Origin of the sequence: Melghirimyces profundicolus (assembly GCF_003054245.1) — a bacterium.
In the GTDB taxonomy this organism is placed as follows: domain Bacteria; phylum Bacillota; class Bacilli; order Thermoactinomycetales; family DSM-45169; genus Melghirimyces; species Melghirimyces profundicolus.
Map to the genome: position 1 here is coordinate 41,450 of NZ_QBKR01000013.1, position 25,587 is coordinate 67,036.

General features: G+C 56.1%; 20 protein-coding genes. 14 read left to right on the forward strand and 6 right to left on the reverse strand.

Annotated elements, in window-relative coordinates; genetic code table 11:
• Positions 1–5: 5 nt before the first annotated feature.
• Positions 6–575, forward strand: a complete 570-nt coding sequence (locus C8P63_RS10250) for a manganese catalase family protein (RefSeq protein ID WP_108023825.1) — start codon at positions 6–8, stop codon at positions 573–575.
• Positions 576–824: 249 nt separating this feature from the next.
• Here the strand turns inward: C8P63_RS10250 and C8P63_RS18800 are convergent, their stop codons facing one another.
• Positions 825–1,157: a hypothetical protein gene (locus C8P63_RS18800; RefSeq protein ID WP_146172160.1), complete on the reverse strand. Its 333-nt coding sequence runs from the start codon at positions 1,155–1,157 to the stop codon at positions 825–827.
• Positions 1,154–3,331 carry a DNA helicase RecQ gene (gene recQ / locus C8P63_RS10255; protein ID WP_245920834.1) on the reverse strand — a complete coding sequence of 726 codons (2,178 nt, stop codon included), beginning with the start codon at positions 3,329–3,331 and terminating at the stop codon, positions 1,154–1,156. Before recQ ends, C8P63_RS18800 begins: the two co-directional genes overlap by 4 nt.
• Before the next feature lie 406 nt (positions 3,332–3,737).
• On the opposite strand from recQ, the gene C8P63_RS10260 reads away from it, so the two are divergent.
• The 8 genes from C8P63_RS10260 to abc-f all read left to right on the forward strand — a co-directional run bounded on the left by C8P63_RS10260 (position 3,738) and on the right by abc-f (position 13,341).
• Complete coding sequence (locus C8P63_RS10260) at positions 3,738–3,947, forward strand: hypothetical protein (protein ID WP_108023827.1); 210 nt, start codon at positions 3,738–3,740, stop codon at positions 3,945–3,947.
• Positions 3,948–3,961: 14 nt separating this feature from the next.
• A complete protein-coding gene (locus C8P63_RS10265; RefSeq protein ID WP_108023957.1) occupies positions 3,962–5,707 on the forward strand; it encodes a Rieske (2Fe-2S) protein in 1,746 nt (581 codons plus the stop codon).
• Positions 5,708–6,190: 483 nt separating this feature from the next.
• Entirely contained in the window at positions 6,191–7,879 is a 1,689-nt protein-coding gene (locus C8P63_RS10275; protein WP_108023831.1) for a M6 family metalloprotease domain-containing protein, read from the forward strand.
• A gap of 217 nt (positions 7,880–8,096) precedes the next feature.
• The gene (locus C8P63_RS10280; protein ID WP_170109605.1) at positions 8,097–9,788 is read left to right on the forward strand and encodes an RNA polymerase sigma factor; all 1,692 of its coding nucleotides are present in this window, start codon (positions 8,097–8,099) and stop codon (positions 9,786–9,788) included.
• A gap of 164 nt (positions 9,789–9,952) precedes the next feature.
• Entirely contained in the window at positions 9,953–10,423 is a 471-nt protein-coding gene (locus C8P63_RS10285; RefSeq protein ID WP_108023835.1) for a VOC family protein, read from the forward strand.
• An 81-nt stretch (positions 10,424–10,504) separates the two neighbouring features.
• The gene (gene sfsA, locus C8P63_RS10290) at positions 10,505–11,191 is read left to right on the forward strand and encodes a DNA/RNA nuclease SfsA (RefSeq protein ID WP_108023836.1); all 687 of its coding nucleotides are present in this window, start codon (positions 10,505–10,507) and stop codon (positions 11,189–11,191) included.
• 287 nt (positions 11,192–11,478) lie between these two features.
• Positions 11,479–11,592, forward strand: coding sequence for an RAxF-45 family protein (locus C8P63_RS19785; protein ID WP_281258705.1), 114 nt, complete (start codon positions 11,479–11,481; stop codon positions 11,590–11,592).
• Positions 11,593–11,694: 102 nt separating this feature from the next.
• The gene (gene abc-f, locus C8P63_RS10300; protein ID WP_108023840.1) at positions 11,695–13,341 is read left to right on the forward strand and encodes a ribosomal protection-like ABC-F family protein; all 1,647 of its coding nucleotides are present in this window, start codon (positions 11,695–11,697) and stop codon (positions 13,339–13,341) included.
• Positions 13,342–13,396: 55 nt separating this feature from the next.
• Here abc-f and C8P63_RS10305 read toward each other — a convergent pair whose 3' ends face one another.
• From C8P63_RS10305 to C8P63_RS10315, 3 genes are all read right to left on the reverse strand, one after another.
• Entirely contained in the window at positions 13,397–14,725 is a 1,329-nt protein-coding gene (locus C8P63_RS10305) for an aspartate aminotransferase family protein (RefSeq protein WP_108023842.1), read from the reverse strand.
• Positions 14,726–14,750: 25 nt separating this feature from the next.
• Positions 14,751–16,133 (reverse strand): YjiH family protein, encoded by a 1,383-nt coding sequence (locus C8P63_RS10310; protein WP_425437282.1) that lies wholly within the window; start codon positions 16,131–16,133, stop codon positions 14,751–14,753.
• Positions 16,134–16,508: 375 nt separating this feature from the next.
• Positions 16,509–18,038, reverse strand: coding sequence for a Na+/H+ antiporter NhaC family protein (locus C8P63_RS10315; protein WP_108023846.1), 1,530 nt, complete (start codon positions 18,036–18,038; stop codon positions 16,509–16,511).
• 150 nt (positions 18,039–18,188) lie between these two features.
• Between C8P63_RS10315 and C8P63_RS10320 the strand changes: the two genes are divergently transcribed.
• The 3 genes from C8P63_RS10320 to C8P63_RS10330 all read left to right on the forward strand — a co-directional run bounded on the left by C8P63_RS10320 (position 18,189) and on the right by C8P63_RS10330 (position 21,163).
• Entirely contained in the window at positions 18,189–18,590 is a 402-nt protein-coding gene (locus C8P63_RS10320) for a hypothetical protein (RefSeq protein WP_108023848.1), read from the forward strand.
• A gap of 281 nt (positions 18,591–18,871) precedes the next feature.
• Positions 18,872–20,761 (forward strand): OPT family oligopeptide transporter, encoded by a 1,890-nt coding sequence (locus tag C8P63_RS10325; RefSeq protein WP_108023850.1) that lies wholly within the window; start codon positions 18,872–18,874, stop codon positions 20,759–20,761.
• 27 nt (positions 20,762–20,788) lie between these two features.
• Complete coding sequence (locus tag C8P63_RS10330) at positions 20,789–21,163, forward strand: PqqD family protein (RefSeq protein WP_108023959.1); 375 nt, start codon at positions 20,789–20,791, stop codon at positions 21,161–21,163.
• A gap of 51 nt (positions 21,164–21,214) precedes the next feature.
• On the opposite strand, the gene C8P63_RS10335 is transcribed toward C8P63_RS10330, so the two are convergent.
• Positions 21,215–21,625, reverse strand: coding sequence for a DUF3899 domain-containing protein (locus C8P63_RS10335; protein WP_108023852.1), 411 nt, complete (start codon positions 21,623–21,625; stop codon positions 21,215–21,217).
• 204 nt (positions 21,626–21,829) lie between these two features.
• Here C8P63_RS10335 and C8P63_RS10340 point away from each other — a divergent pair, with 204 nt between their 5' ends.
• Together C8P63_RS10340 and C8P63_RS10345 are read left to right on the forward strand one after the other, a co-directional pair.
• Positions 21,830–23,473, forward strand: coding sequence for a peptide ABC transporter substrate-binding protein (locus tag C8P63_RS10340; protein ID WP_245920836.1), 1,644 nt, complete (start codon positions 21,830–21,832; stop codon positions 23,471–23,473).
• Between the two features lie 433 nt (positions 23,474–23,906).
• A complete protein-coding gene (locus C8P63_RS10345) occupies positions 23,907–25,523 on the forward strand; it encodes a peptide ABC transporter substrate-binding protein (protein ID WP_108023854.1) in 1,617 nt (538 codons plus the stop codon).
• Positions 25,524–25,587: the final 64 nt, after the last annotated feature.

Consider the following 25,587-nt stretch of genomic DNA (forward strand, 5'->3'; position numbering starts at 1 on the left):
TGAATTTGTGGGTATATGAAAAAAAGCTCCAGTATCCCGTCCGGGTGAATCAATGCGACCCCCGGATGGCGAAGTTTTTGATGGAACAATACGGGGGAGCCGACGGGGAACTGGCGGCGGCCCTGCGCTACCTTAACCAGCGGTACACCCTGCCGGACCGGGTGATCGGGATCGTCAACGACATCGGGACGGAAGAACTGGCCCATCTGGAAATGATCGCGACCATGGTTTACAAACTGACCAAGGACGCCACCGCGGAACAGATGATGGAAGCGGGCCTGGGAGATCACTATGCCGACCATGACAAGGCGTTATTCTTCCACAACGCGGCGGGCCACCCTTTTACCGCTGAGTATTTTCAAGCCAAGGGCGATCCCATCGCCGATCTGTACGAGGACGTTGCGGCGGAAGAGAAAGCGCGGGCCACCTACCAGTGGCTGATCAATATGACCGACGACCCGGACCTGCAGGACGGCCTGCAGTTCCTCCGGGAACGGGAAGTGGTTCACTCCCAGCGGTTCCGGGAAGCGGTGGAGATCCTTAAGGAAGAACGGGACAGAAAAAAATTTTTCTGAAAGCCACAGACTGGGTCACGGGCGGAGCCTGTGGCTTTTTCACTGAAGGTTAATCCACGGTGTAACGATGGAGAAACGGAAACGCATCTTTTGATTTTAAGCACGAAGGGCGGGAGTCATCCCCGCCCTGGTTTTCGAAATGGGAGATATTTATCCGCTCAACTCCTGGAGGGTTTCATACAGATCCATGTGACGGAAGCGGGAGCCTTCGTCCAAAAAGCGTTTCGGAATGAGAAGATCGTGAGTATTTCATTCCCATCCTCCTTTGTGGGCGAGGATATTGACGATCGCAACGGTCAGGAGAATCAGGATGATATAAAATCCGATCCAACGACCCGCCTTTCCTTTCATACGTTCTTTCCTCTTTTGCTCATATCGGCGTTCAAACTCTTTGGAGACGCGACGATGAGCTATAATCGCAATGAGAAACGAAACTGCACCCATTGTTCCAGTGAAAACAACATAGCTATTTAATTGGTCATGCCTGAAATAATCCATGAGCGCATGAACTAAGTGAACGGTTCCAAACACACTCACAAAATCCCGGATCTGATACCAGGTTTTTTCACTGATCGAATTCACCTCTTTGATTTCATTTCATCTTCCTTCTGACCCCACGACCGACCCCTTCCCGACTGCTTGGCCAGCACCGCTTTGATGGCCGTGTAGGAAACATGGTCGGGAAGGGTTTCCTTGATCGGTTTGAGGCGGGTTCCGCCCACTTCTTCGACGGCTTGACGGATCAAAGGCTCCTGGCCTTCGGGAATCAGCCGGTCCCAATCCACCGGATATCCCTCTCCGGCGGCGCGGAAAAGATGGCCGTCCAGGGTGGCGGGGGAGAGGCCGCGTTCCTTCGCGATCGCGTCCAGATCCATCCCGTCATTCCAGAGTCGCCAAGTGATGAGGTGGCTCGGCTCTTTGTCTTTCCCGCCGGCGGGGGTGTCGAGGGCCGCAGCGGCTTCTTTGGCGGCATGGTTGGGGGAAAGTCCCTTTTCCTCCGCGTATTCCCGGATGACTTCCAGGAAACGGGTGCCGTACTTCTCCAGTTTCCGGTCTCCGACCCCGCGGACGGAGCGCATGCTTTCCGGTTCCACGGGAAGGATCCGGGTCAGGTCGGCCAGCGTGCTGTCCGGGAAGATCATGTAGGGGGGCACCTGTTCCGCTTCCGACAGTTCTTTCCGCAAGGACCGAAGTCTTTCATAGAGGTCGTCCCGGATGGAAGCGGTTTGTTTTCTCCGTTTTTTCACCCGGAGCAGCACCCGTTTTTCTCCTTTCAGGACGGCTGCGGCGTCGGGTGTCAGGGTGAGCACCGGGTACTCCTCATTGGTGAATTGGAGGTACCCTTCCGCTGCCAGGACGCGGATCCGGTGGGTGATCTCCTTTTCCGTATACTCCTTGAGCAGGCCGTAGGTGGGGAGGGAGTCGAATCCCAGTTCGAGGACCCGTTTGCTTTTGGAGCCTTTCAACACTTTGGCCGTCAGGGAAATCCCGAAGCGTTCCCGCATCCGGCGGACGCAGGAGAATATCTTCTGAGCCTCCACGGTGACGTCCGTCCGTTCTCCCGCATCGGTGCAATTTCCGCATTTCCCGCATGGCTCCGTCATTTTCTCCCCGAAATAACGGACGAAGGTTTGCTGGAGACACTGTTGGGTATGGGCGTACCCGTACATCTCCCGCAGTTTGGCATGCTCTTGCGCTTTCAGTTCGGGAGGAAGCTCCGACTGGTCGATCAGAAACTTCTGGGTTTGAACGTCGGAGGGGGAGAAGAGCAGGATGCATTCACTCTCCTCTCCGTCCCGCCCCGCCCTGCCCGCTTCCTGATAGTAAGATTCCAGGTTGCGGGGCATCTGGCAATGGATGACGAACCGGACGTTGGATTTGTCGATCCCCATTCCGAAGGCATTGGTGGCGACGATGGCCTGCACCCGGTCGAAGGCGAAATCTTCCTGGGCCTGCTTTCGTTCCGTTTCGGACAGACCTCCATGGTATCGTCCGACGGAAAACCCCCGCTCGGTCAGGAATTGGTGGAGACGCTCCGTCTCCTTGCGGGTGGCACAGTAAAAGATGCCCGGCCGGCCGGGGTTTTCTTTCAGGTAACCGGCGGCGAATCCCCGGGTGTCTTCGCCGTGAAGGACGGAGAAGGAGAGATTCTTCCGCTCCAGTCCCATGGTGAAGATATGTTCCGGTTCAAAGGAGAGAAGACGGGCGATGTCTTCCCTCACCTCCCGGGTGGCCGTGGCCGTGAAGGCGGCAATGACGGGCCGCTGGGGCAGCTCTCCGATCCACCGGGCAAGTGACCGGTAACTGGTCCGGAAGTCATGTCCCCATTGGGAGATGCAGTGGGCTTCGTCAATCGTGACGAGAGAAAGGGGAATCCCCCGGAGTATGGATTGAAAGCGGGGGGATTCCAGCCGCTCGGGAGCGACGTAGAGGAGTTTGTACGCTCTCCGTGCGGCGTCTCTCAGCACCTGTTCCATTTCCTCGGAAGAGAGGGTGCTGTTGATGTAGGCGGCGGGAATCCCCAGTTGATTCAAATGATCCACCTGATCCTTCATCAAAGAGATCAGGGGGGAGACCACCAGGGTCAATCCCTCCATCATCAGGGCGGGGATCTGGTAGCAGATCGACTTCCCTCCCCCCGTCGGCATCACCGCAAAGGTGTTGTGTCCGGCGAGGATCTTCCGGATAATGGTTTCCTGCCCCGGGCGGAAGGAAGAATACCCGTAATACCGCTCCAATAATTGCAGGGGTTCCAACCCTCCATCTCCTTCCTTATCTGTGATTCCGGTCGGTTCATGATGACATGAAACCATTATATCGAAGCGTGGGAACCCTTGGAAGATGATTCCCGGACCAAAGTCCTGGGACGGGTCCCGAAAGGCCTGCAGGACTTTTTTTGTATGCCATTTTCGGTCTTGCTGCCGACGAAAATCCGGCCGCCCCCCGGTAAGATGAAAGAGAAAACGGGAACGGGGGGATCCATGACGGATGATCGTGGCCATTCTCTTGTTCTTGCTGACGCCGCTTCCCCTTTTTCAGACAGAAGCGTTGTGATTGATTGTCAGGCTCAGTAGAAGCGCCGCTCACTTTTTCACAACGCTTCCAGGGGGGTGTTGCCTTCCTTTATTCTGCAGGGAAAACCGAACACGGGGTGGAGTGGATATGATGACGGAATTCCAACTGGATGGGATGCTCGCGGAACAAAAAGTGCGTCAGGACTGGATCAACCGCCACGGATGGAAGTTCTTCGACGAAGCTCTGTCAAAGGGAAGGAAAAGGAAACGGGAAAATGGAATGTCCCGGTCAACAGCGGATCGCCGGGGCGGGTTTCCAGGTGACGGTTTTTGGGATTTGAATTCCATCCATACATGAAAGGAGTGGATCCGATGGAGAGTTGGGTACACGCGGGATCATGGGAGGAGATTCGCAGAACCCCCAAAACGGTGAAAGGAGGGGAATCGGGGATTGCGGTCTTTTACCATGACGGGGAGGTGTTTGCCGTCGACAACCGTTGCCCCCACATGGGCTTTCCCCTTCACACCGGCAGTCTCTGTGACGGCATTCTCACCTGCCATTGGCACCATGCCCGCTTTGACGTGAAGACGGGTGGGACCCTGGACCCGTGGGCGGATGATGTCTCCACCTACCGGACCGAAGTGAAGGACGGGGAAGTCTGGGTAGAGCCGTTCTCCCGGCAAAAGCGAAACGTGGAACAGTACCGCAGGCGCCTTCGGGAAGGTTTGGAACAGAACATCGGCCTGGTGATCGCCAAGGCGGTGGTCGGTCTGGTGGAGGCCGGGGAGCCGATCGAAGCGATCGCCCGGATCGGGGTGGAGTTCGGGACCCGGCACCGGAGAGGGGGATGGCGTTCCGGTTTGACCATCCTGACGGCCATGGTGAACATTGCTCCCAAGTTGGACCGCCGCGGCCGGATCCTGGCCCTTTACCAGGGCCTGGTCCACGTCGCCCGGGAGAGTGCCGGAATGGGAACCCGTTTCCTGTTGGAACCGCTGCCGGGGGAAGTGGATCCGGACCGGTTGGCCCGTTGGTATCGCCGTTCGGTGGAGGTAAGAGATGTCCGGGGGGCGGAGCGGGTTTTGTTGACCGCCATCCGTGCCGGCGTACCGGAAGAGAGGCTGGCCGACATGATGACGGCGGCGGTGACGGACCACTTTTACATGGACACAGGTCATGCCCTGGATTTTCAAAACAAAGCATTTGAAATCCTGAAACACATCGGGCCGGAACATCGGGAGGAGGTGCTGACCTCCCTTTTGCCGCAGTTGTCAGAGGCGGAACGCAGCGAAGAACTTCACAGATGGCAATCCCCGGTGGATTTGGTCACCCCGCTTCGGGATGCCTTCGCCCGTCTGGAAGAGTTGGAATTCGGGGACGCCGTCGGATCCGTGGATGAACGGGCGCTGGTGGAGCGGATCCGGGGAGACGATCCCCTGAAGACCGTATCCAAGATGACAGAGGCCTTGGAAAAGGGCTTGTCTCCGGTGCGATTGGCACAACTGGTGGTCCTGGCCGCCGCCGAACGGATCGAGCGCTTCCATGTCCAGAACGATTTCGGGGATTGGATCACGGTGCTTCACACCTTTACCCATGCCCATGCGGTTCATGAGACCCTTCGCCGTTCACTCACCAAAGAAGGGGTGCGGGCCGTTTTCCACGGAGCGATGAGCGTCTACCTCGACCGGTTCCTCAACATCCCGGCGGCCAAGCCTCCGAATCCGGATGGATCTCCCGGTTCTGACCCGGGGGATCCGGCGGACCTTCTCCAGCTTATGGAGAAACAACAACAAGTGGTGGAGGCGGCGGTATGGACATCCGCCTACCTGGACCGCGGCGGCGAAAAAGGGCGATTGTTCAACACGCTGGGTCATGCGCTTTTGCGGGAAGATGCGGAGTTCCATTCCTTTCAGATGGTGGAGGCGGGGATGGCGGAACACGACCGGTGGGAAGAAGAGGATTCTTCCTTGGCGCAAGAAGCCACAAGGACGATGATTCTGGCCATGACCCGATACCTTGCGGCCCACGCCCCGACCGCCCGGGAACTTCCCCATACCGCCCGGATCGCCTGGCGCCTCCATCGCGGAGAAAAACTTTTTGAGGAGCCGGGAGAGTAGACGTTCCATCCAAGTGGAACTTTTCGTGGGTTCCTTCCGGATTTACACCGATGTTCCCGGTTTTCGCTCCGGTCTCCGGAAAAAGAGCACGGTATGGGTGGAAAACGGTTCGGACGGGTACTCCTGACTTCCGAATCGGTCCGCTCCCTGATCATTCTTTCTTTCCCTATGCCCTGAACTTCCGGAGGGGAGTGGGGGTGGATATCAGGATCACGTTGGATGACGTCCGAAATGATTCCCACCGGGTGGCGGGTCCGGATGGCCAGTGGAAGGGCCCCTGGAGGGACAGTTACAAAGATCGGCGGGATTCTCTTTCACTTCGTGGTGGAGAAAGGGTCATGTACGAAAGATACCGTCTCTCAGCAGCCGGTATTTTGCACCTCTCTTTTTGACGATGTGAAAGGGAAAAAATATTCGGTTGTCGAATGATGATCGAAGGCGGATGTTGGAATCATCCGACTTTTTCTCCAGGGAGTTGAGACCATGAAGAGGCACTGGATTTCTTCCCTGGCCGTTTTCTCTCTGCTGTTGGGAACGGTCATCACGGGAGGGTGGAGCGCCCCCGGTGCGGGATCCGCGGAAGCCGGCAAGGCCCCGTCCTATGAGGGGGTCAGCTTACCGGACGAAGTGGTGCAGGAGGCCAGGAAGAAGGGGATGAACCCGGCGACACACCAGCCGGCCCACCTGATCAACGGCCCCCATGCGGAAAACCCCAACCACACAGTGGACCCCCAACCGATCGATCCGGATCAGAAAGTGCTCGCCATCTATATGGATTTTCCGGATGCGGACGAGCCGCCCACTGAAGTGGCCTATGACCACGTGCCGGTGGACCAGCTGAACGACCTCCTGTTCGGGGATACATACAACCCCTACGAGATGGAACAATTCAAAAAATACGCCGAGTACAACGGACAGGCTGCCCCGACGGACCGCACGATGAAAAACTTCTACCAAGAAATGTCCTACGGAAAAGTGAACGTTTCCGGGGAAGTCGTCAAGGTGAAGATGCCGCATCCCTATTCCTATTACAAAATCGGCCAACCGTACGGGACGGTCCAGAACGACTACGGTGATTACACCATGGCCCTGTTGCTGGAAGACGCCGTGGCCGCCGCCGACCCGGTGGTGGACTTCTCCCGATATGCCGTGGACGGGGAAGTGCCCAACGTCTTCTTCATTCACGAAGGGACGGGAGCGGAATGGAACCTGGATCCCCGCGTGATCTGGTCCCATAAGTGGGAGTACAACGAAGCCGCCTACTACAACGAGTGGGCCAGAACCGGTGAGGAACCGACCTTTGATCCCGACAACAAGCTGGAAGTGGACGGGGTGAAAGTGAACACCTACTCCGTTGAACCGGAAGTCGGCGGCGACATTACCGGTTATCTGGGGGAAGTGGAAGGGCCGTTCCCGCCCCAAGTCGGCGTTTACGCCCATGAGTTCGGCCATGTGCTGGGGTTGCCCGACCTCTATGATTACGGCTACGACTCCGAAGGGGTGGGGGCCTATTCCCTGATGTCCGGCGGTTCCTGGACCCGTTATCCCAACGCCACCCCTTACTCCGGCAACTCACCGGTCCACCCCGACGCATGGTCCAAGATTTTCATCGGGATGGAGAAAGCGCAAACCCTGACCGAGGGGTCCAAAACCTTCACCCTGCAACCCTCCGCCACGGATCCAGGCGTGGTGAAACTGGTGGTCCCGGACTCCGAAGGAAGCGAATACTTTCTGATCGAAAACCGGCAACCGGTGGACGGATCCTTTGACAAAGGGCTGACCCGATACGGGGACGTAAAGGGCCTCGCCATCTACCACGTGGATGAGAATGTGTTGAAGCGCAATTTCTGGCGGCCCAACGAAGCCCAGAACTGGTTCCAGTCCCGGAAACAGGGCGTCAAACCGGATCCGCGAACCGGGGAAACCCATTACGCTGTTTCCGTCCTGCAGGCGGACAACCGCTGGGATCTGGAGAAGAACCACAACCGGGCCGATGAAGGTGACCTGTACCAGCCGGGCGACGTCTTCTCCCCCACCTCCACTCCGAACTCCGGTTCCTACTACTTTGACAATGGCAATGGGCAATCCCCCAACTACACCGGCATCTTCGTGAAGGACATCGTGCAGAACGAAGACGGCTCCGTTACCTTCACCGCCGGATTTGAGAAGTGAAACAACGTTTTTTCCCAAGCAGAAATCCTCCCGGATCAAGGGAGGGTTTCTTTATATTTGATTGAAAGGAATCAGTACATTAACACAACGCATTTAGGTGTTTTTCATCCTTCCACCCTGAAACGGGCGGAAAAAACTGCGTGAGAGCGTGTAAGATTCATCCTCCTTCCGGCATCGATGTGTCGAAACCTTCGCAATGACCGACGAGGTGATGCATGTGAACATCCGGGAATGGACAGAGAAAAAAGGTTCATCGACCGACACCTCCCCCGACCTGGTCCAACAGGCACGGGCGGGGGACCGGGATGCCTACGGGGAGCTGGTTCGGCTCCATCGCGCCCGGGCTTATCGATGGGCCCAAAGAATGGCGGGGGACGCCCACCTGGCGGAAGACATCGTACAGGACGCGCTGGTGCGGGCCTTCCTCAAACTGGGGACGTTGTTGGATGAATCCCGTTTTCTCCCCTGGTTGCGCCGGATTGTGAGCAACGAGGTTCGGATGAAGATGCGGCGGGGCGGTCCCCGGGGGCGGGAGCGGCCTGCCACGGGATGGAGGGATCCAACCGGTTCCGAAGGGGTGAATCCCTCCAACATGGAGGAGATTCTGGACTGGCTCCGTTTTCGGAAGGACGGGACCCTGATGGAAACGGAGCCGGAAGCGGCCGCCCTGCGACGGGAGACGTTGGAGACGATCCGGGTGGTTCTCCGTTGCCTCTCCCACCGGGAACGGGAGCTGTTCGAGGCCCATTTTTTCCGGCAACTGGCCCCGGGGGAGATCGCCGATCTTTTGTCCATGAGCCGGGGGAACGTCTACACCTCCCTTCACCGTGTCAAGGAAAAGGTTCGTCGCGAGGGTTTCCGGCTGACGCTTCAGCCGTATCTTCATAATCGGAAGGAGAAGGGGCACATGAGCCAAAAACAGCTGCGGAAACCCGTCCTCAACGGGAGATGGAATTCCGGTATCGCCTCGTTGGAGGAAGCGTTGCGTTATACCCATGGTACGGCATACGATTACACGGAGTTGATGGGATACACCGGTCAGGCTTTCCGGATCCAGGTCCATCCGGGGGATGTGGATGTGGCGGGACCGACGGCTTATCCGTGGAAAAACGTGTGGGGGCGGGGGCTGTCCAATATCGGGGTGCGGATGGGTTACTGCGGGGCGGAGGTTCCCACTTATGAACCCCCGACCGCGGAAGAGGTGATGGAAGCCATCCGCCGGATTCACGGGAGCATCGACCGGGGGGTGCCGGTGATTGCCTGGGATCTGTTCATTCCCGAGTTTGGCCTGATTTACGGTTACGATGACGGGAAACGGGAGCTGGATGCGTTGGATTATGAGGACAACCGCAGGCTCCCCTATGACCGGCTGGGCAGGGGACGGTTGAAGGAGTTGGCCCTGTTTACGCTGGAGAAGCGGGAAGCGGTCACACCCCGAGCTTCCCTGGCGGGAGCCCTGCACATGGCTTTGGACCACGGGAAGGGGAAGGAAACGCCGATCCCGGGGTATGTTCAGGGGCCACAAGCGTATGAGGTATGGGCGGAAGCCTTCCGCTCCGGGGAGGTGAACCCCTTCGGCAACGCCTACAACGCGGCTGTTTACTCCGACGCCCGCCAGTCCGCGGCGCAGTTTCTGCTCCGGTGGTGCGCATCGTATCCGGAACCCGGAACCACATCGGATGAGCAGGTGTTGCTGGCCCGGGCCGCCGTCTGCTATGCCCGGGTAAATGAAGCTCTCGTCCGTGTGAGGAGCCTCTTTCCCTTCCCGTCCGGAGGAGATCCCAAAAATCCGGAGGATGTCCGGGAAGCAATCCGGTGTCTTGACGAAGCCCGGGAGGCGGAGAAGGAAGGACTGGAGGTGCTGGGAGAACTGGCGGGGAAGATGGCGGCTGAGGGGGTGGCGGAATAAGGATGATGTTACCCTCATTTCAGTACCGGAAGGGATCTTCCGTCTTCAGACGTTGGACTGAATCAAACACCGGACCATGGGCTGAAACAAATTCCCGTCCTTTTCTGGAAGTGCGAAACCTCCCCCGTCTTCTACAATGAAGATAAAGAAGGAGGGGAGCGCTGATGCGCCTGTTTGAACAACATCTGGTGGTATCGGACCTGGAAAAATCCGCGGCTTTTTATGAGGGTATTCTCCGTTTCACCCTGGGCTTTGACGCAGGGAATATCCGGTTTTACTGGATCGATCCATCCCGACGATCCATGCTGGGACTGTGGCAAAGAGGGAAAGCCGACAGCCCCTTCGGACCGGATCCCGGCGAGATCATCCGCCAGCATCTCGCCTTTGAAGTTCCTGCGGAACAGTTCGAAGAGAGGGTGAAGGAGCTGAAGAACGGCGGAATTGAGGTGGTCGACTTCTTTGGAACCCCCACGGAGGAAGGGTCGGTGCATCCGTGGGTGCCGGCTGTTTCCGCCTATTTTTCCGACCCGGACGGGCATGTCCTGGAACTGTTGTCCATACTCCCCGGTCCATCCCGACCGGATTGGGAGCCAATGAGTGGGTCTGAATGGCGCAGGCGGACCGCGGGAGAGTGATCCACCCTTCGGAGAGCGGTTTGCCGAACAGATGAAAATGCCGGATAATCGGGTTGTTGGAACCCATACAGAGGTGAGTCGATGACTGTATCCATGAGGGGAACCCCCGTATCCGGCATTTTTTTGGAACGTCCCAACCGGTTTCAGGCCGTGGTGGAGTTGGAAGGGGAGAGGGAAATCGTTCATGTCCCCAACACGGGCCGCATGGACGAGATGCTTTTTCCCGGAACCCCGGTCCTGTTGGAGAAATCGGAGAATCCGAAGCGCAAACATCCCTACAGTCTGAAGTTCGTCAATAAGAACGGCCATTGGATCTGCATCCATTCCGCCCTGGCCAACCGGGTGTTTGAAGATGCGGTCCGTTCCGGTGAAATCGACTGGGCGGAAGGAGAACTGAAGCGGGAAGTCACCTTCGGCGGCAGCCGGGTGGACTTCCGGGTGGAGGGCAAGCCGCCCACCCTGGTGGAAGTGAAGTGCGTCACCTATGAAGAGGACGGGGTTGCCATGTTTCCCGACGCCCCCACGGTCCGCGGACAAAAACACGTGGACGAACTGATCCGTGCCGTGGAGGAGGGATACCGGGCCGCCATCGTTTTCGTCGCTTTCATGGATTTTGTCCACCGGTTCACCCCCCATGACAAAATCGATCCGGTCCTGGGAGAGAAGCTCCGGTTTGCCCGGGATCGGGGTGTGCTCCTGAAAGCCTATGCCTGCCGTCTCGGGTGGGAGGAGATCCGGTTGGACAGGGAGTTGCCGATCCATCTGTAAAAAGGCCTTCACGCTTGGGGTGTGAAGGCCTTTTGGCGGCTTCGGAAACGAAATAGGAAGAATCCTCGAGGTACTACCCCCGATTCCCGCAAAAAACAGTGCGAGGCCTGTCAGGGAGCCGATGACATCGTTCAGGAGGCTTCCCCCGCAAAAAATAAGTCCTCCCCTTGCGCAGGGTCAACCCCTTTTTCCGTTCCGGGAGGGTGTCGTTCCTTTGTTGCGAAAAGCCTGGATAAAAGATAAAATAAAATCACCTGAATGAATGAATAAAAGGAGGTGAAGGGACCGTGTCGTTCGGTCAGATGGCTTGGTATTCCATTGAGATTGCCAACATTACCCATGGGTTTGCCGCCAACGGGATTCGTATGCCCTTTTTCAGCCATCTGAACCGAAGGATGTAAAGTGTAAGGTTCCTTCACCACGTTCAGCGGATAATGCTTCGGACCGCAGGCGGGGATTCCTTGCCTGCGGTTTTTTGTGTTCAAAAAAGGAGGATCATCATCATGCTTTGTGCGGCAAACCAGGTGGGTAAAATGCTGGGCGGCAACTGGGTGCTGGAAGATGTCCGTTTTCAAATCGGACCGGGGGAACGGGTCGGGCTGGTCGGTCCCAACGGTTGCGGCAAGACCACCCTGCTCCGGCTGTTGGCGGGGATGGAGACCCCCGACCGGGGTGACATCTTCATCGGAAAAGAAGCCCGGACGGGTTATTTGGAGCAGGTTCCCGGAACGGATCCGGCGGCGACGGTGTGGGATGCCTTGCGGGCCCCCTTCGAAGGAGTGCTCCGACTGGAAAAACGGATGGAACGACTGGCGGCGGAGATGGCCGATCCGGGGCTGGCGCCGGCGGAGTTGGACCGGGTGATGAAGCGGTACGAATCCTGTCAGGAGGACTTTGAGAAGCGGGGCGGCTATGAAACGGAGGCCCGGATCCGCAGGGTGGCCCACGGCCTCAATCTGTCGGAAGGAATGCTGGCCCGTCCCTTCGGTTCCCTGAGCGGCGGGGAAAAGACCAAAATCGGGCTGGCGCAGATCCTGCTGTCGGAAGCCGATCTGCTCCTGTTGGATGAACCGACCAACCATCTGGACTTGATGGCCATCGAGTGGTTGGAGGAGTATCTCTCCCAATACCGGGGCGCGGTTTTGGTGGTCTCTCACGACCGCTGTTTCCTGGATCGGGTGGTGAATCGGGTCATCGACCTGGAAGGGGGCGAAAGCCAAGTGTACCCGGGTAATTACTCCGCCTTTATCCGGGAGAAAGAAGAGCGGTTGTTGGCGGAGTTCCAGGCCTACCAGGAGCAGCAGAAAAAAATCAAAAAGATGAAAGAGACGATCAAGCGCCTCAGAGAGTGGGCCAACCGGGCCAATCCCCCCAACGCCGGTCTGCACCGCCGGGCCGCCAGTATGGAAAAGGCCCTGGAGCGGATGGAAAGACTGGACCGGCCGGTACTGGAGAGGAAAAAGATCGATCTTACCTTTCAACTGGATCAAAGGAGCGGACAGGACGTTTTCCGCTGTGAAGAGGTTTATAAAGAATACGGGGAAGATCTGATCCTGGATGGCGTCAATCTCCTCGTTCGGTCCGGGGAACGGGTCGCCATCGTCGGGGAGAACGGTTCGGGGAAATCCACCCTGCTTCGCATCCTTCTGGGGATGGAGACGGCCGATCTCGGGAAAGTCGCTGTCGGTCCCTCGGTGAAGGTGGGGTGCCTGTCCCAGCAGGGATGGGAGGGGGACCCCGGTCAATCGGTGCTGGACGCTTTTCGGGAGGAGGTTCCGGTGGAAGAAGGGGAGGCCCGCCATCGGTTGGCCCGTTTTCTCTTCTGCGGCTATGACGTATACCGGCGGGTGGGAGACCTCAGCGGCGGCGAGCGGATACGTCTCCGCCTGGCCCAGTTGATGCACCGGGATTTGAATGCCCTGATCCTGGATGAACCGACCAACCACCTGGACATCGATTCCCGTGAAGTGCTGGAGGACGCACTGGAGCGTTTTCAGGGAACGGTTCTCGCGGTCTCCCACGACCGCTATTTTCTCAACAAACTCTTCGCTCCCGTCTGTTGGCTGGAAAAGGGGAAGCTCACCCGGTATGAGGGGAACTACGACGAAGCCAGGCGGAAGCGGGCGGTGTTGCAGGAATGGAACCGTTGATGAATTGCGGAAATGCCATGAAGAAAGAACCCGCCACGGGGAGTGGCGGGTTCTTCTATTCAACCGTGGCGGGCTGTTGAGTTTCCTGTTCGAATCGGGTCAACGCCCGATCCAGCATGCGGATCCCTTCGTCGATCTGTTCGCGGGTTACTGTGAGGGGCGGGATCATCCGGATGACTTCCCCGTGATTGCCGCAGAGGTAGAAAAGGACTCCTTCTTCCAAGGCAAGGTCCAGGATCCGCAGTGTCGCTTCCCCGTCAGGTTTCCCGGTATCAGGGTGGATGATTTCGATTCCGATCATGAGTCCGATCCCCCGGACATCGCCGACGATCGGGTGACGACGTTGGATTTCCTTCAGTCGTTCCATGGCATGGGCTCCCATGCGACGGGCATTTTCCAGCAGGTTCTCCTCCCGGATCACTTCCAGGGTGGCCAGGGCTGCGGAGCAGGCGATCGGGTTGCCGCCGAAGGTGGTTCCGTGGCTGCCCATCGGCCATTGATTCATCAGTTCCTTGGGGGCGACCGTGGCGGACAGGGGAAGGCCGGAGGCAATCCCCTTGGCAATGGCCATGATATCCGGCGTCACGCCGAACGATTGGGCGGCGAACCAGTCACCGGTGCGGCCGAAACCGGTTTGCACCTCGTCGAATATGAGGAGGATCCCGTGACGGTCGCAGATCTCCCGGACTTTTTTCAGCCATGCTTTGGGGGGAATGACATATCCCCCTTCTCCCAAAACGGGTTCCAGAATGACGCACGCCACTTCCTCCGGGGTGACCTGATGGGCGAACAGGCGCTCAAAGTCTTTCTCCAGTTCTTCCACGCACCGGACTTCGGGGTTTTCGTCCGGGAAACGACTCCGTGGGTCAGCGTAGGGAATCTGATAAACCAGGCCGGAGGGTTGAAGAAAGCGGCGGTATTTGCTTTTGGACGTGCTGACGGAGAGCGCTCCCAGCGACCGCCCGTGAAAACAACCGGTGAAGGAGACGGCGTAGGGGCGGCGGGTGACGTGCTTGGCCAGTTTGATGGCGCCCTCCACCGCCTCCGTTCCGCTGTTGGAAAAGAAGAAGGAGTCCAAATTTCCGGGAAGGACCCCGGCCAGTTCGTCAGCCAGGCGAAGGATCGATTCGTACACGATGACCCCGATGGGTCCGTGGATCAGATGATCCGCTGATTCTTTGATGGCGGCGACCACTTTGGGATGACGGTGACCGGTGTTGGTCACCGCGATTCCGGAGGTGAAATCGAGGTATTTTTGTCCCTCGGGACCAACATAGTACCCGCCTTCTTCCCTCACCACCGGGAGGTTGGGATGGTCTTTGGACATGCTGGGAGCAAATCGGTTGGGCATGTGTGCCATGAGTGAAGTCCAGTCTTGAGTCAATCTCAACACCTTCCCGAATTCGAGTTTAGAAAAGGAGATGAGCCACGAGGGCAAAGAAGGGGAGTGTGATCAGGGTTCGTTGAATGAAAATGATCAGGAGATCCGTAAAGGAGACCGGGATCTTGGAACGAAGGAGCAGAATGCCGATCTCCGACATGTAGATCAATTGAGAGACGGACATGCCGGCGATGACGAACCGGGTCAATTCGCTCTCCACCCCTTTGCCCACCACCACCGGCAGGAACATGTCGGCGAAGCCGACGATCAGGGCGGGGGCGGCTGCCTGGGCTTCCGGAATTTGCAGGAGTCCCAACAGCGGGACCAATGGGTAGGAGAGCAGGAAAAACACCGGGGTGTATTCCGCGATGACCAGCGCCAGCGTCCCCAGGGCCATCACCAGCGGAATCAGTCCGAACCAGATGTCCAGCACGTTTTGAAACCCGTGACGGATGACTTGGGAGAAGCTTTGGACGGTGGAAGCCTGTTCGACTGCTTTTTCGAGCCCCCACTGCCATCCGGATCTGCCTTTCGGGACTTCCTCGGAAATCTGTTTTCCCACGGCTTCATGGTACGTGTCTTCTTTTCTGGAAAGAGGAGGAATGCGCGGGCAGATGACAGCTGCAACAATTCCGGAGACAAGAACCGTCAGGTAGTAAGGAACGAACATGTGTTCCAATCCGATGAAGCTGATTACCACCAAGCTGAACGCGATGGAAGCCACGGAGAAGTTGGTGGCGATCACCGCCGCCTCGCGTTTGGTGTAGAAACCCTGTTCATACTGTTTGGTGGTGATCAGCACCCCGACCGTGCCGCTCCCCATCCAAGAGGCGACGGCGTCAATGGAAGACCGCCCCGGAATTTGAAAAAGGGGGCGCATGATCTTCCGAACCAAGGTCCCGAAAAACTCCATCAACCCGAAATCGAGGAGGAGAGGCATCAAAAGTCCGGCAAAGAGGAACCAGGTGGTCAGGACGGGAACGAGGGAATGGAGCACGGTTCCCCCCGTGGCTTCCGACCAAATCCATTCAGGACCGGTATGGTACAGCACCATCGTGGCGAAAACAGCTCCGATCAGACGCATGGCGACGGCGAAAATGCCGACATCAAACAACCCTTTCAGGAAAGGAGACCGGATCAGCCAACCGGGTTTCGCCGTCTTGGCCAAAACCGCAAGCAAAACGGATCCCCACAGAAGGAAAGTCATGAAACCGGACAGATAGTCTTGAGCCAACCCCTGGATGCTTTCCGCCAGGATGCCCACTCCGATGGTCCATTTCCCCTGATAGTACACAGGTGTCAAAAACAGAATAATCCCCAATAATGACGGGAGAAGGAATTTCAGAAAGTTCACCGGATGCCTCAGTCGTTTGTCATTCTCCAGGGCGGTTTTCGCTTGTTGAGTTTGCAATGTATCCACCTCTTTCACCCATGTTGGATTTTCATTCATCCGACCGAAAATGAATAAATATAAATTAATGGTTATATTTTATACACCCCCGTTCTGTTGTTCAACCGGTGGTCCCGAAAGGGTCGGAAGAAACTTTTTAACCATCGGGGCCGCCTCAAAAGTTCTTTGTTGCGATAAATATTTTGCAAGATGAATGCCAAGATCAACGAATGTTATTTTTTTTCAATTTTCTTGTCGCGTGCCCGGATCCGTTGTTTTCTCAACATCTCCAACTCACTTTTCACCCGGTCCATCTCCTCTTCCATTTTTTTGAGGTACTTTGTTGAATAAAGCCTGGCAGCAGAAGAGGCTGCCAGGCCAAAGGACGGGAAGGGGTCAGCGGCTCAGCATCCATCCAACCCACGCGTAGAGGGCAGTGCTGACGACGATGACGATCAGGGAAGCCTTCAGCTTCCGGCGGGCGTACTTCATCAACGGAAGTTTCATCACCGTGGCCATGGCGACGGTGTTGTCGCTTAAGGGGGAGGCGAAACCGCCGAAACTTCCACTGGCAAAGACCGCTCCGGCCACCAGCGGAAGGGGGGTTTCCGTTCCGGAGGCCAATGAAAAAGCCAGAGGCATCAGGATGGCCCAGGCGCCGAAGGTGGACCCGATCACATAGGAGATCAGGCAACCCACCAAAAAGAGGGCCGGGGCCACCCACAGGGGAGGGACGGCGGCTCCGATCAGGTTCCGGGTGTAAGCGATGAAACCGAGATCTTCCGAAACGGCGGTGAGCGCCCAAACCAAAGCGAGGAGCACATTGACCCCCATCATTTCGTTGCCTCCCTGGAGAAAGCCGAACAACAGGCGCTGCAACGGCTGTCGCCGCAGTCTGTACCAGAGGAGAGAGAGGAGGAGGGTGGCGAAAACCGCCAACAGCATGGCCTTGGCGGCATTGGCCCTGGCCAGCGCGCCGAGCAGCGTGTTGGATTGGGCCGCTCCGTCCAGCCAGGTGAGGAGGAAAGTGAATCCCACCAGAAGAACGAGGGGGATGGTCAGGTGGATCGCCCGGGGCGTCGATGTTTCAGCCACGATTTCCACCGGATCGGGAAAGTCGCTGTCAGCTTCATGTTCGCTGCTGGCTCCCGAAGCTTTCGGTTCCGCCCCCTCCGGCTGGGAACAGAGGTCCTCCAGGTATGCCACCTGGGGTGAGGTTCGGAACGGGGTGCGGATTCCGGGCGGGCAATCTTCTCCGTTTTCCACGTCGGATTCCGGCTTCCCTTGAACAAAACTGCGGAACAGGGCGTAGAGGAGCATCAGGATGGAGAAAAAATTGAAGGGGAGGCTTTGGAGCAACAGCCGGTATGCCGGGACCTGCAGTCCCTGGTGACCGGCGGAGTCGTTAATGAGCCCCACCATATACCCCACAAACGCCGTCCCGATCGGAACCAGGGCGATCAGCGGGGTGGAAGTGGCGTCGATGATGAAAGCCACCTTCGAAGCAGGGACTTTCAAGCGCTCGAACACCTTTTTCATCACGGGACCCACGGTGATGATCCGAAAGTCCGGTGCCATGAAGGTGGCCGCCGAAGAGAGCCAGGTCAGACCGAAGGCCCCCCGGACGGTGCGGACTTTTTTGTTCATCCACCGTGCGAACCCGGACACCCCGCCGGTCACCCGGACCAGCCCCACAAAGGAGCCGAAGCCGTACAGGAATACAAGCAGACGAAGGTTGTCCGGAGAGGCCAGTTCCTGTAACAGGTATTGCATGGCGGCTTCCAGTCCGCCCACGGGAGTCGGTCTCATCATGTAGGCTCCCACGAGCAGACCCGCCACCAGCCCGGGAAGAACCTGGCGGGTGAGAAGGGCCAAGGGAATCACCAGAAAAAACGGAAGGAGGGACCAAATGGAAGGTTGCGGCATGGAAGGCATCCTTTCTTCAATGTTCCAATCATATTTTGCTGCAGAAGGAATGAGAACATGCGGTCATTCCGGTCCTGAAACAAAAGGGCTGATGGGCGGGGGGAAATAGGATACAATAGACTTCAGTTGATGTTCTTCGGAGGTGGAACCGTGACCGAGCTTGCAAAAAAACTCCATATCAAAGAGGGACAGAGCATCCTCATTCTGAACGAACCGGTTGGCTACCGCGAACGGCTGGAACCGTTGCCCGAAGGGGCGGAGTACATATCCGACGCAGGGGAAGGGATGGCGGATTTCGTCCAGCTTTTCGTCAAAAGCGTGGCCGATTTGGAAGAGTGGGTGCCCCGGACGCTCCGGACGCTCAGATATGACGGTCTCTTCTGGGTGACCTATCCCAAAAAAGCTTCCGGTGTGGAGACAGACATCCACCGGGATCAGGGGTGGGAATCATTGACGGAGGCCGATTCAACCCCGTCGCCCAGGTTTCCATCTCCGATATCTGGTCCGCCCTGCACTTCAGGCCGACGGAGAAAATCACACGGAGTCAGGTGACAGGTCCATTTGCCGGACACAAGAGAGCATAAAAAAAGCGACTGTCGCAGGACAGTCGCTTTTTTTATGCAGATTCCACCAATGAAATGGGAAAAATAAAAGATCATACCACTAATTCCCTTATAATGTATTATATAAAAGTTCAACTTTTCTCCTTGTGCCCCTTTTTTGACGGTGGTATCATAATCAAAGCGATCTTTTAATTAACTTAATTTGTATTTAATTTACTAAAAATAGAAACCAATTTCCGTTAACCAACCAGTGAAAAGAAGGGGTAGGAGATGAGCAAAGAAAGCAACAAGCCATCCGCGGGATTTGTACCTTATGTCTCGTCATCCAAATCCCTGCCGGAAATGACGGTAATTGCCGTCCTCCTCGGGATCGTGCTGGCGATCGTGTTCGGCGCGGCCAATGCTTACCTGGGGCTCAAAGTGGGTCTGACGGTTACCGCTTCCATCCCGGCAGCCGTGATTTCGATGGCGATTCTGCGGGGGATTTTCCGCAGGGAGTCCATCCTGGAAAACAACATTGTCCAAACCATGACCACCGCCGGTGAAGCGATCGGCGCGGGGGCGGTTTTCACCCTGCCGGCGCTCTTCCTTTGGGATCTTCAGCCGAGCCAGGTGATGATTGCCTTCATCGTGCTGACCGGTGGATTTCTGGGTGTCTTCATGATGGTGCCGCTCCGTCGCCTGCTGATTGTGAACGAGCACCACACCTTGCCTTACCCGGAAGGCACCGCCTGCGCCGAAGTTCTGAAGTCGGGGGAAACCGGCGGACGGAATGCCCGCCTCGTCTTCTCCGGGTTTATCGTGGGCGGTCTGGTCAAAGCCCTCGGGGACGGCTGGATGCTCTTCAAGACCGAGATTGAAACGGGAATCGGCAAATTCAAGAATGCGGTCATTGGAATGGACGTCCTTCCCTCCCTTCTGGGGGTCGGGTATATCATCGGTCCCCGGATCGCCGGACAGATGATTGCCGGCGGGCTGCTCGCCTGGATCGTGTTCATTCCCATGATCGGGTTCTTTGGTGCCGGGACAGAACAAACCATCTTCCCGGCTGAAAAACCGATCCGCCAGTTGGATGCTTGGGGGATCTGGAAGGGGTATATCACGTATATCGGTGCCGGCGCCGTGGCCGTGGCCGGTGTGATCACCCTGATCAAGACCCTTCCCACTCTGGTCCAATCCATTCAGGCCACCGCCCGGAGCTTCCAGGGTGACCAGCTGTCCGGCGGCCTGGAGCGGACGGATCGCGACATCCCCTTCAAGTGGGTGCTGGTTGGCGTGCTGGCAGTGATTGCCCTGATCGCCTTCGTTCCCGTGACCAACGTCGGAATCACCGGTGCCGTTGCCATCGCCATCTTCGGTTTTCTGTTCGTGGCCGTGGCTTCCCGGATCGTGGGTATTGTGGGAAGTTCCTCTTCACCCGTATCGGGGATGACGATTGCGACCATCCTGATTGTGACGATGATCTTTAAGTTTACGGGTCTCTCCGGTCAGGAAGGGATGATCGCCTCCCTGACCGTCGGTGCCATTGTCTGTACGGCACTGGCCGTTGCGGGTGACATTTCCCAGGACCTGAAGACCGGTTACCTGGTCGGCGGGACTCCCTGGAAACAGCAAATTGCCATGATGATCGGCGTGGTGGCTTCCGGTCTCTTGATCGGATTTGTGCTGGTGGTTCTCGATGCTTCCTTTGAAATGGGTTCGAGAGACCTGCCCGCTCCAAAAGGGGTTCTGATGAAAATCATCATTGAAGGTCTGATGGCCGGAAACCTGCCCTGGGATCTGATCTTCCTGGGCGCGGCCACCGCTGTGGTCATCGAATTTTTGGGTCTGAATTCCCTGGTGGTGGCCGTGGGTCTGTACCTGCCGGTCCACATCAGTGCTCCTGTGATGATCGGTGGGGTTGTGCGTTGGTTGATCGACCGATTCACCAAAGAGGACCTCGTGCGAAAAGCGCGTCAGAACACCGGAACCCTCTTTGCCTCCGGTTTGATCGCGGGTGAGTCCCTGGTGGGCGTGATTATCGCCGCTCTCATCTTCTTCGGAATCATGGGCGGGGATGCTCCGGTTATGATCGAAAACAATCTGGTTTCCTTGAGCGTCTTCCTTGCCGTCACGGTGCTCTTGTGGGCGGTTTCCCGCCGGGGCAAAGCTGAGGTTTGACCCGGGAAATTCATGGACGGTGCAACGATGTTCAGGCGCCATAAAATACGGAAGAACCTGTTGGAGATGAAGCCGCTCCTGAAGGAGCAATATAAACTGGAACCCCGGGACTCGGCGGAGTCCGGCTTCCCGCTGTACGAGCTGGTGATTCCCCGGGACAGCTGGCTGGAACGGCTGTCGGTCCGATATCTCGGGCAACCGGAGACGATCAAGGTGAAGCTGGACCGTCTGGGAAGTTATGTGTTGTCCCATTGTCGGGGGGAGCTGACGGTGGAAGAGATCTCAGACAAACTGTCGGAAACTTTCGGGGAAGAAGCGGAACCCGTCTTGCCCCGGCTGGTGAAGTATCTCGAAATCGTGGAAACCAACGGGTGGATCCGGATGATTCCGGACCCATCATGATGTTGAAAAATCCCCGCACCGGCAAAGGTGCGGGGATTTTTTTGACATGTTTCAAAGAAAGGAGAGCAACAAAAAGGAGAATGCGGTATCCAGAGCGCCCGCGCCGAAACAGACGGCCGCCAGCCAGGCTCTGATCTTCTCCCGGCGTTTTTCGGCCGCTTCGCTGCCGGATCCGTCCAAGGGATCCTCAAATCCGTAATCTTCTTTGCGACCTCCGAACAGCCTCGAAAAAACGTTGCGGGATGGTTCGGAGTTGGCACTCAACTGTTTAAACCCTTTGACAAAAACGCTGAAAAAACCGCCGTTCACTACCGTGTAAATCGCGGCCAGCAAAAGCAGGGTCAGGCCGATCATGAAAAGGGAATTGATCCATCCCACCCGATCCCCTCCCGAATACACGTAACAACCCGCGAGGCTGATTCCTGCCCATATCACGGACCAGAGGATGCGGCTTCTTATCATATCTGGATACCTCCTTTTGCGAAGGTGCGAAAACAGGTACAATCTCGGTGAGACGAAAGCATTATACCACAGGGTTGACTTGCTTTGAAATCTTCCTATTTTTCAACAACTCTTTTCTGGAATGAAGAATTCATTTATAATTGGACAAGGTTGGATTCATTTGAAAGCGATCATGATACCCGATTTTTTCCTGAAGGAGGCAGGGTGTTGGCTAAAAAGCGATTGGTTCCTTTGTTGGCATTGGTATCCGCTGCAAGCCTTGTGTTGACGGCTTGCGGAGGGTTGACGACCTCCAACAGCAACGCGGAGTCCACGGTGGACAAAAACCAGGTGCTGGACATGACGTTTCCGGCCGAACCGCCGACCTTGGACAGTGCGACCACCACAGACGTGACCTCCTTTGACGTTTTGAACAACATCATGGAAGGCCTTTACCGGCTGGACAAAGACAATCGTCCGGAGCCGGCCATTGCCAGCCGGGTGGAGATCTCCGACGACAAGAAAACCTATACGTTCCACCTGAAGGAAGCCAAGTGGAGTGACGGCAAGCCGGTGACAGCGAAGGATTTCGAGTACGCCTGGAAGCGGGCTCTCGACCCCGGGACCAAAGGGGAATATGCTTACATTCTTTTTCCGATCAAAAACGCAGAAGAGTTTAACAGCGGCAAAGCTTCCCGGGAAGAAGTCGGGGTCAAAGCGGTGGATGATCAAACCCTCAGAGTGGAACTGAAACAGCCGGTTCCGTATTTCCTGAGCCTGACCGCTTTTGCCACCTATCTTCCTCAGCGGAAAGACATCGTTGAAAAGAACGGATCGAAGTATGCCACCGAACCGGACAAGATGGTGTACAACGGCCCCTTCAACCTGGAAGAATGGAAGCACGAACAAAGTATGAAGCTGAAAAAAAGCGATACTTACTGGGACCGGAACAGCGTCCGGTTGAATACGGTCAACATGAACATCGTCAAAGACACCGCCACCGGCGTGAACCTCTACACGACCGGGGAAACGGACCTCACCCAACTGGATTCCGCCCTGGCGGAGGCCTTCAAGAAGAGTCCGGAATACCTTCCGGTGACGGGTTCCGCGGTGCAGTACCTTCAGTTTAATACATCCAACAACTTTTTTGACAACGAAAAGATCCGGAAAGCGATCAGTTATGCCATTGACCGGGAATCCATGGTCAAGGTATTGAAGAACGGCTCTGAACCGGCTTACGGCTTGGTGCCTCCCTCGATCATCAACAGCAACAATAAAAACTTCCGGAAACAGGCGGGCGCCGGTCACCAATACAACTCTGCCGAGGCCAGACGCCTTTTCGATGAAGGTTTGAAGGAGCTGGGAATCAGCGAACCGCCGGAAGATCTGACTCTTTTGAGCTATGACGACCACCGCAAGCAAGCCGCTCTGGTGATTCAAGAGCAATTGGACACGGTCTTGGGCTTGAAGGTCAAAATCGATCCCCAACCCTTCAAAATGAAATTGGATCGGGAATCCAAGGAACAGTTCGATCTGACTTTCGCCGGGTGGGCGGCCGACTACAACGATCCGATGACCTACCTGGACATTTTCGTCAGCGACAGTTCCTTTAACCGGGGGGATTGGAGCAACAAGGAGTACGATCAGCTGATCGAGAAAGCGAAAAGCAACACCGATTATCAGGAACGGGCCAACCAACTGGTGCAAGCGGAAAAAATCCTGAACGAGGAAGTCCCCATCGCACCCCTGTACTATGCCGGGGAGGTTTATCTGCAGAAGCAATATATCAAAGATCTGGTTCGCCATCCGGTCGGTGCCGGGCTCAGCCTGAAATGGACGTATATCAGCGGCAAAGAAAACAAGCAATAGCGGCGGTTTGCCAGGTGTATCACAAAAAAGACATCCGCAGAAGTGGATGTCTTTTTTGTGAGGGGGTGAAGGGGCATCTAACATTTACCAGTATGACCCATAAAATTCATCTTTATTTCCTCAGTGATTACAGGTATTATAAATGTGCATTGATTTTTTTAAAATAAATTGTGTGAAAGTTACCTTCTTTTTTACTTAGCACACATCCTTCCAGGTTGGATTTCGGGGGAATGATTGTCGCATTATGGACCGTCAACTGTCAGACGATTCCTGATATGGTTACCGTATCGACAAAAAAATGTCGTTTGTCAGTCGAAATTCGACGAAACTTCCCGAATCAGGTCCGTGTTATCGGCTCTTCGGAGCCATAACAGATGGCCCGCAAGGGTCAAAAATTATACAGAAATTTTTATTATTCGAGGGGGAAACCAATATGGGCAAGAAGTGGAACATGGCTCTTTCCCTGCTGCTGGTGGTCAGCATGGTTCTGACGGCCTGCGGCGGTGTTCAGCAGGGAGCCGGAGGAAAGGACAAGCAGGAGCTGAACTGGGTAATCACGGCCGAACCGCCGGGTTTGGACAGTGCGATCACCACCGATACTGTCTCTTTCCAAATCCTGAACAACATAACCGAAGGACTCTATCGGTTGAATAAAGATAACGAGCCGGAACCGGCCATCGCAAAAGACGTGGAAATCAGCGATGACAAAAAGACCTACACCTTTAAGCTCCGTGACGCCAAGTGGAGTGACGGGAAACCGGTGACGGCCCATGATTTCGAATTCGCGTGGAAGCGGGCCCTGGATCCGAAGAACAAATCCCAATACGCATACATTCTCTTCCCGATCCAGGGTGCGCAGGAATACAACGAAGGTAAAGGCGATCAAGAAGATGTCGCCGTGAAAGCGGTCGATGACAAGACCCTCAAAGTGGAACTGAAAGACCCGATCCCGTATTTCCTGATGATGACCAGCTTCGCGACTTACCGTCCGCAACGGGAGGACATCGTGGAGAAGTACGGCAAAGATTTTGCCGAAGACCCGGACAAAATGGTATACAACGGTCCCTTTAAGCTGACCCAATGGCAGCACAACAAGAGCCTCAAGCTCGAGAAAAACGAGAAGTATTGGGATAAAGACAAAGTGAAGCTGGATACGATCAACTTCACCAAGAGTGATGAAGTCTCCACCCAGGTCAACCTCTACAACACCGGCAAACTGGACTTTGTGGAAAACCTGGATGCCAGCTTTGTGGACAAATTCAAAGGGAAAGAAGACGTCAAAGTCTTCAACGAAACCACCACATTCTACCTCCAGTTCAACACCAATGATCAATTCTTTGCCAACGAAAAAATCCGCAAAGCCTTCACCATGGCCTTGGATCGCAGCATCATGACCGACAAGATCTCCAAAACGGGGTCCAAACCGGCGCAGGGTCTGGTGCCTCCGAACGTCGAAGTGGATGGGAAGAGCTTCCGGGAACTGTCCGGCAAGTATCTGAAAGAAGATCCGAAAGAAGCGAAAAAACTTCTGGAAGAAGGCATGAAAGAAGAAGGCATCAAAAAAGTGCCGAAGGTCGAGTTGCTCGGTTATGACCGAGACACCGCCAAGAAAGACCAGGAGTACATGCAACAAACCTTTAAGGAAGTCCTGGGTGTGGACGTGGATATTCAGATTCTGCCCTTCAAACAGAAACTGGAACGCGAGGATGCCGGGAAATTCCAGATTTCGTACGCCGGCTGGGGTGCCGACTACAACGATCCGATGACCTTCCTGGATCTGTGGGTGACCGGCAACGCCTTCAACCGCGGGGACTGGAGCAACAAAGAGTACGACAAGCTGATCAAAAAAGCGCAAAGCAACCCGGACTTCGAAGAGCGGGCCAAACAATTGGCCAAAGCCGAGAAAATCCTGATGGAAGAACAGGCGATTGCCCCGCTGTACCACCGTGCCCGTATGCAACTGCAAAAACCCTACGTGAAAAATGTATGGCGTCATCCCTTCGGTGCGGATTACACCTTTAAAGAGGCTTATATCGAAGGGAAACAGTAACGGAGAATGAAAGGTTGAAGACCTGATATGTGGAGCACAGGAAGGTATATGCCCGATGGGGTCA

What these genes read in the sequence shown, in the direction of transcription:
- C8P63_RS10260 (WP_108023827.1), top strand. Translation starts at nt 3,738, where the DNA reads ATGATGACGGAATTCCAACTGGATGGGATGCTCGCGGAACAAAAAGTG.
- C8P63_RS10315 (WP_108023846.1), bottom strand. Translation starts at nt 18,038, where the DNA reads ATGCCGCAACCTTCCATTTGGTCCCTCCTTCCGTTTTTTCTGGTGATT.
- C8P63_RS10325 (WP_108023850.1), top strand. Translation starts at nt 18,872, where the DNA reads ATGAGCAAAGAAAGCAACAAGCCATCCGCGGGATTTGTACCTTATGTC.
- C8P63_RS10345 (WP_108023854.1), top strand. Translation starts at nt 23,907, where the DNA reads ATGGGCAAGAAGTGGAACATGGCTCTTTCCCTGCTGCTGGTGGTCAGC.
- C8P63_RS10285 (WP_108023835.1), top strand. Translation starts at nt 9,953, where the DNA reads ATGCGCCTGTTTGAACAACATCTGGTGGTATCGGACCTGGAAAAATCC.
- sfsA (WP_108023836.1), top strand. Translation starts at nt 10,505, where the DNA reads ATGACTGTATCCATGAGGGGAACCCCCGTATCCGGCATTTTTTTGGAA.
- abc-f (WP_108023840.1), top strand. Translation starts at nt 11,695, where the DNA reads ATGCTTTGTGCGGCAAACCAGGTGGGTAAAATGCTGGGCGGCAACTGG.
- C8P63_RS10265 (WP_108023957.1), top strand. Translation starts at nt 3,962, where the DNA reads ATGGAGAGTTGGGTACACGCGGGATCATGGGAGGAGATTCGCAGAACC.
- C8P63_RS10335 (WP_108023852.1), bottom strand. Translation starts at nt 21,625, where the DNA reads ATGATAAGAAGCCGCATCCTCTGGTCCGTGATATGGGCAGGAATCAGC.
- C8P63_RS10275 (WP_108023831.1), top strand. Translation starts at nt 6,191, where the DNA reads ATGAAGAGGCACTGGATTTCTTCCCTGGCCGTTTTCTCTCTGCTGTTG.
- C8P63_RS10330 (WP_108023959.1), top strand. Translation starts at nt 20,789, where the DNA reads ATGTTCAGGCGCCATAAAATACGGAAGAACCTGTTGGAGATGAAGCCG.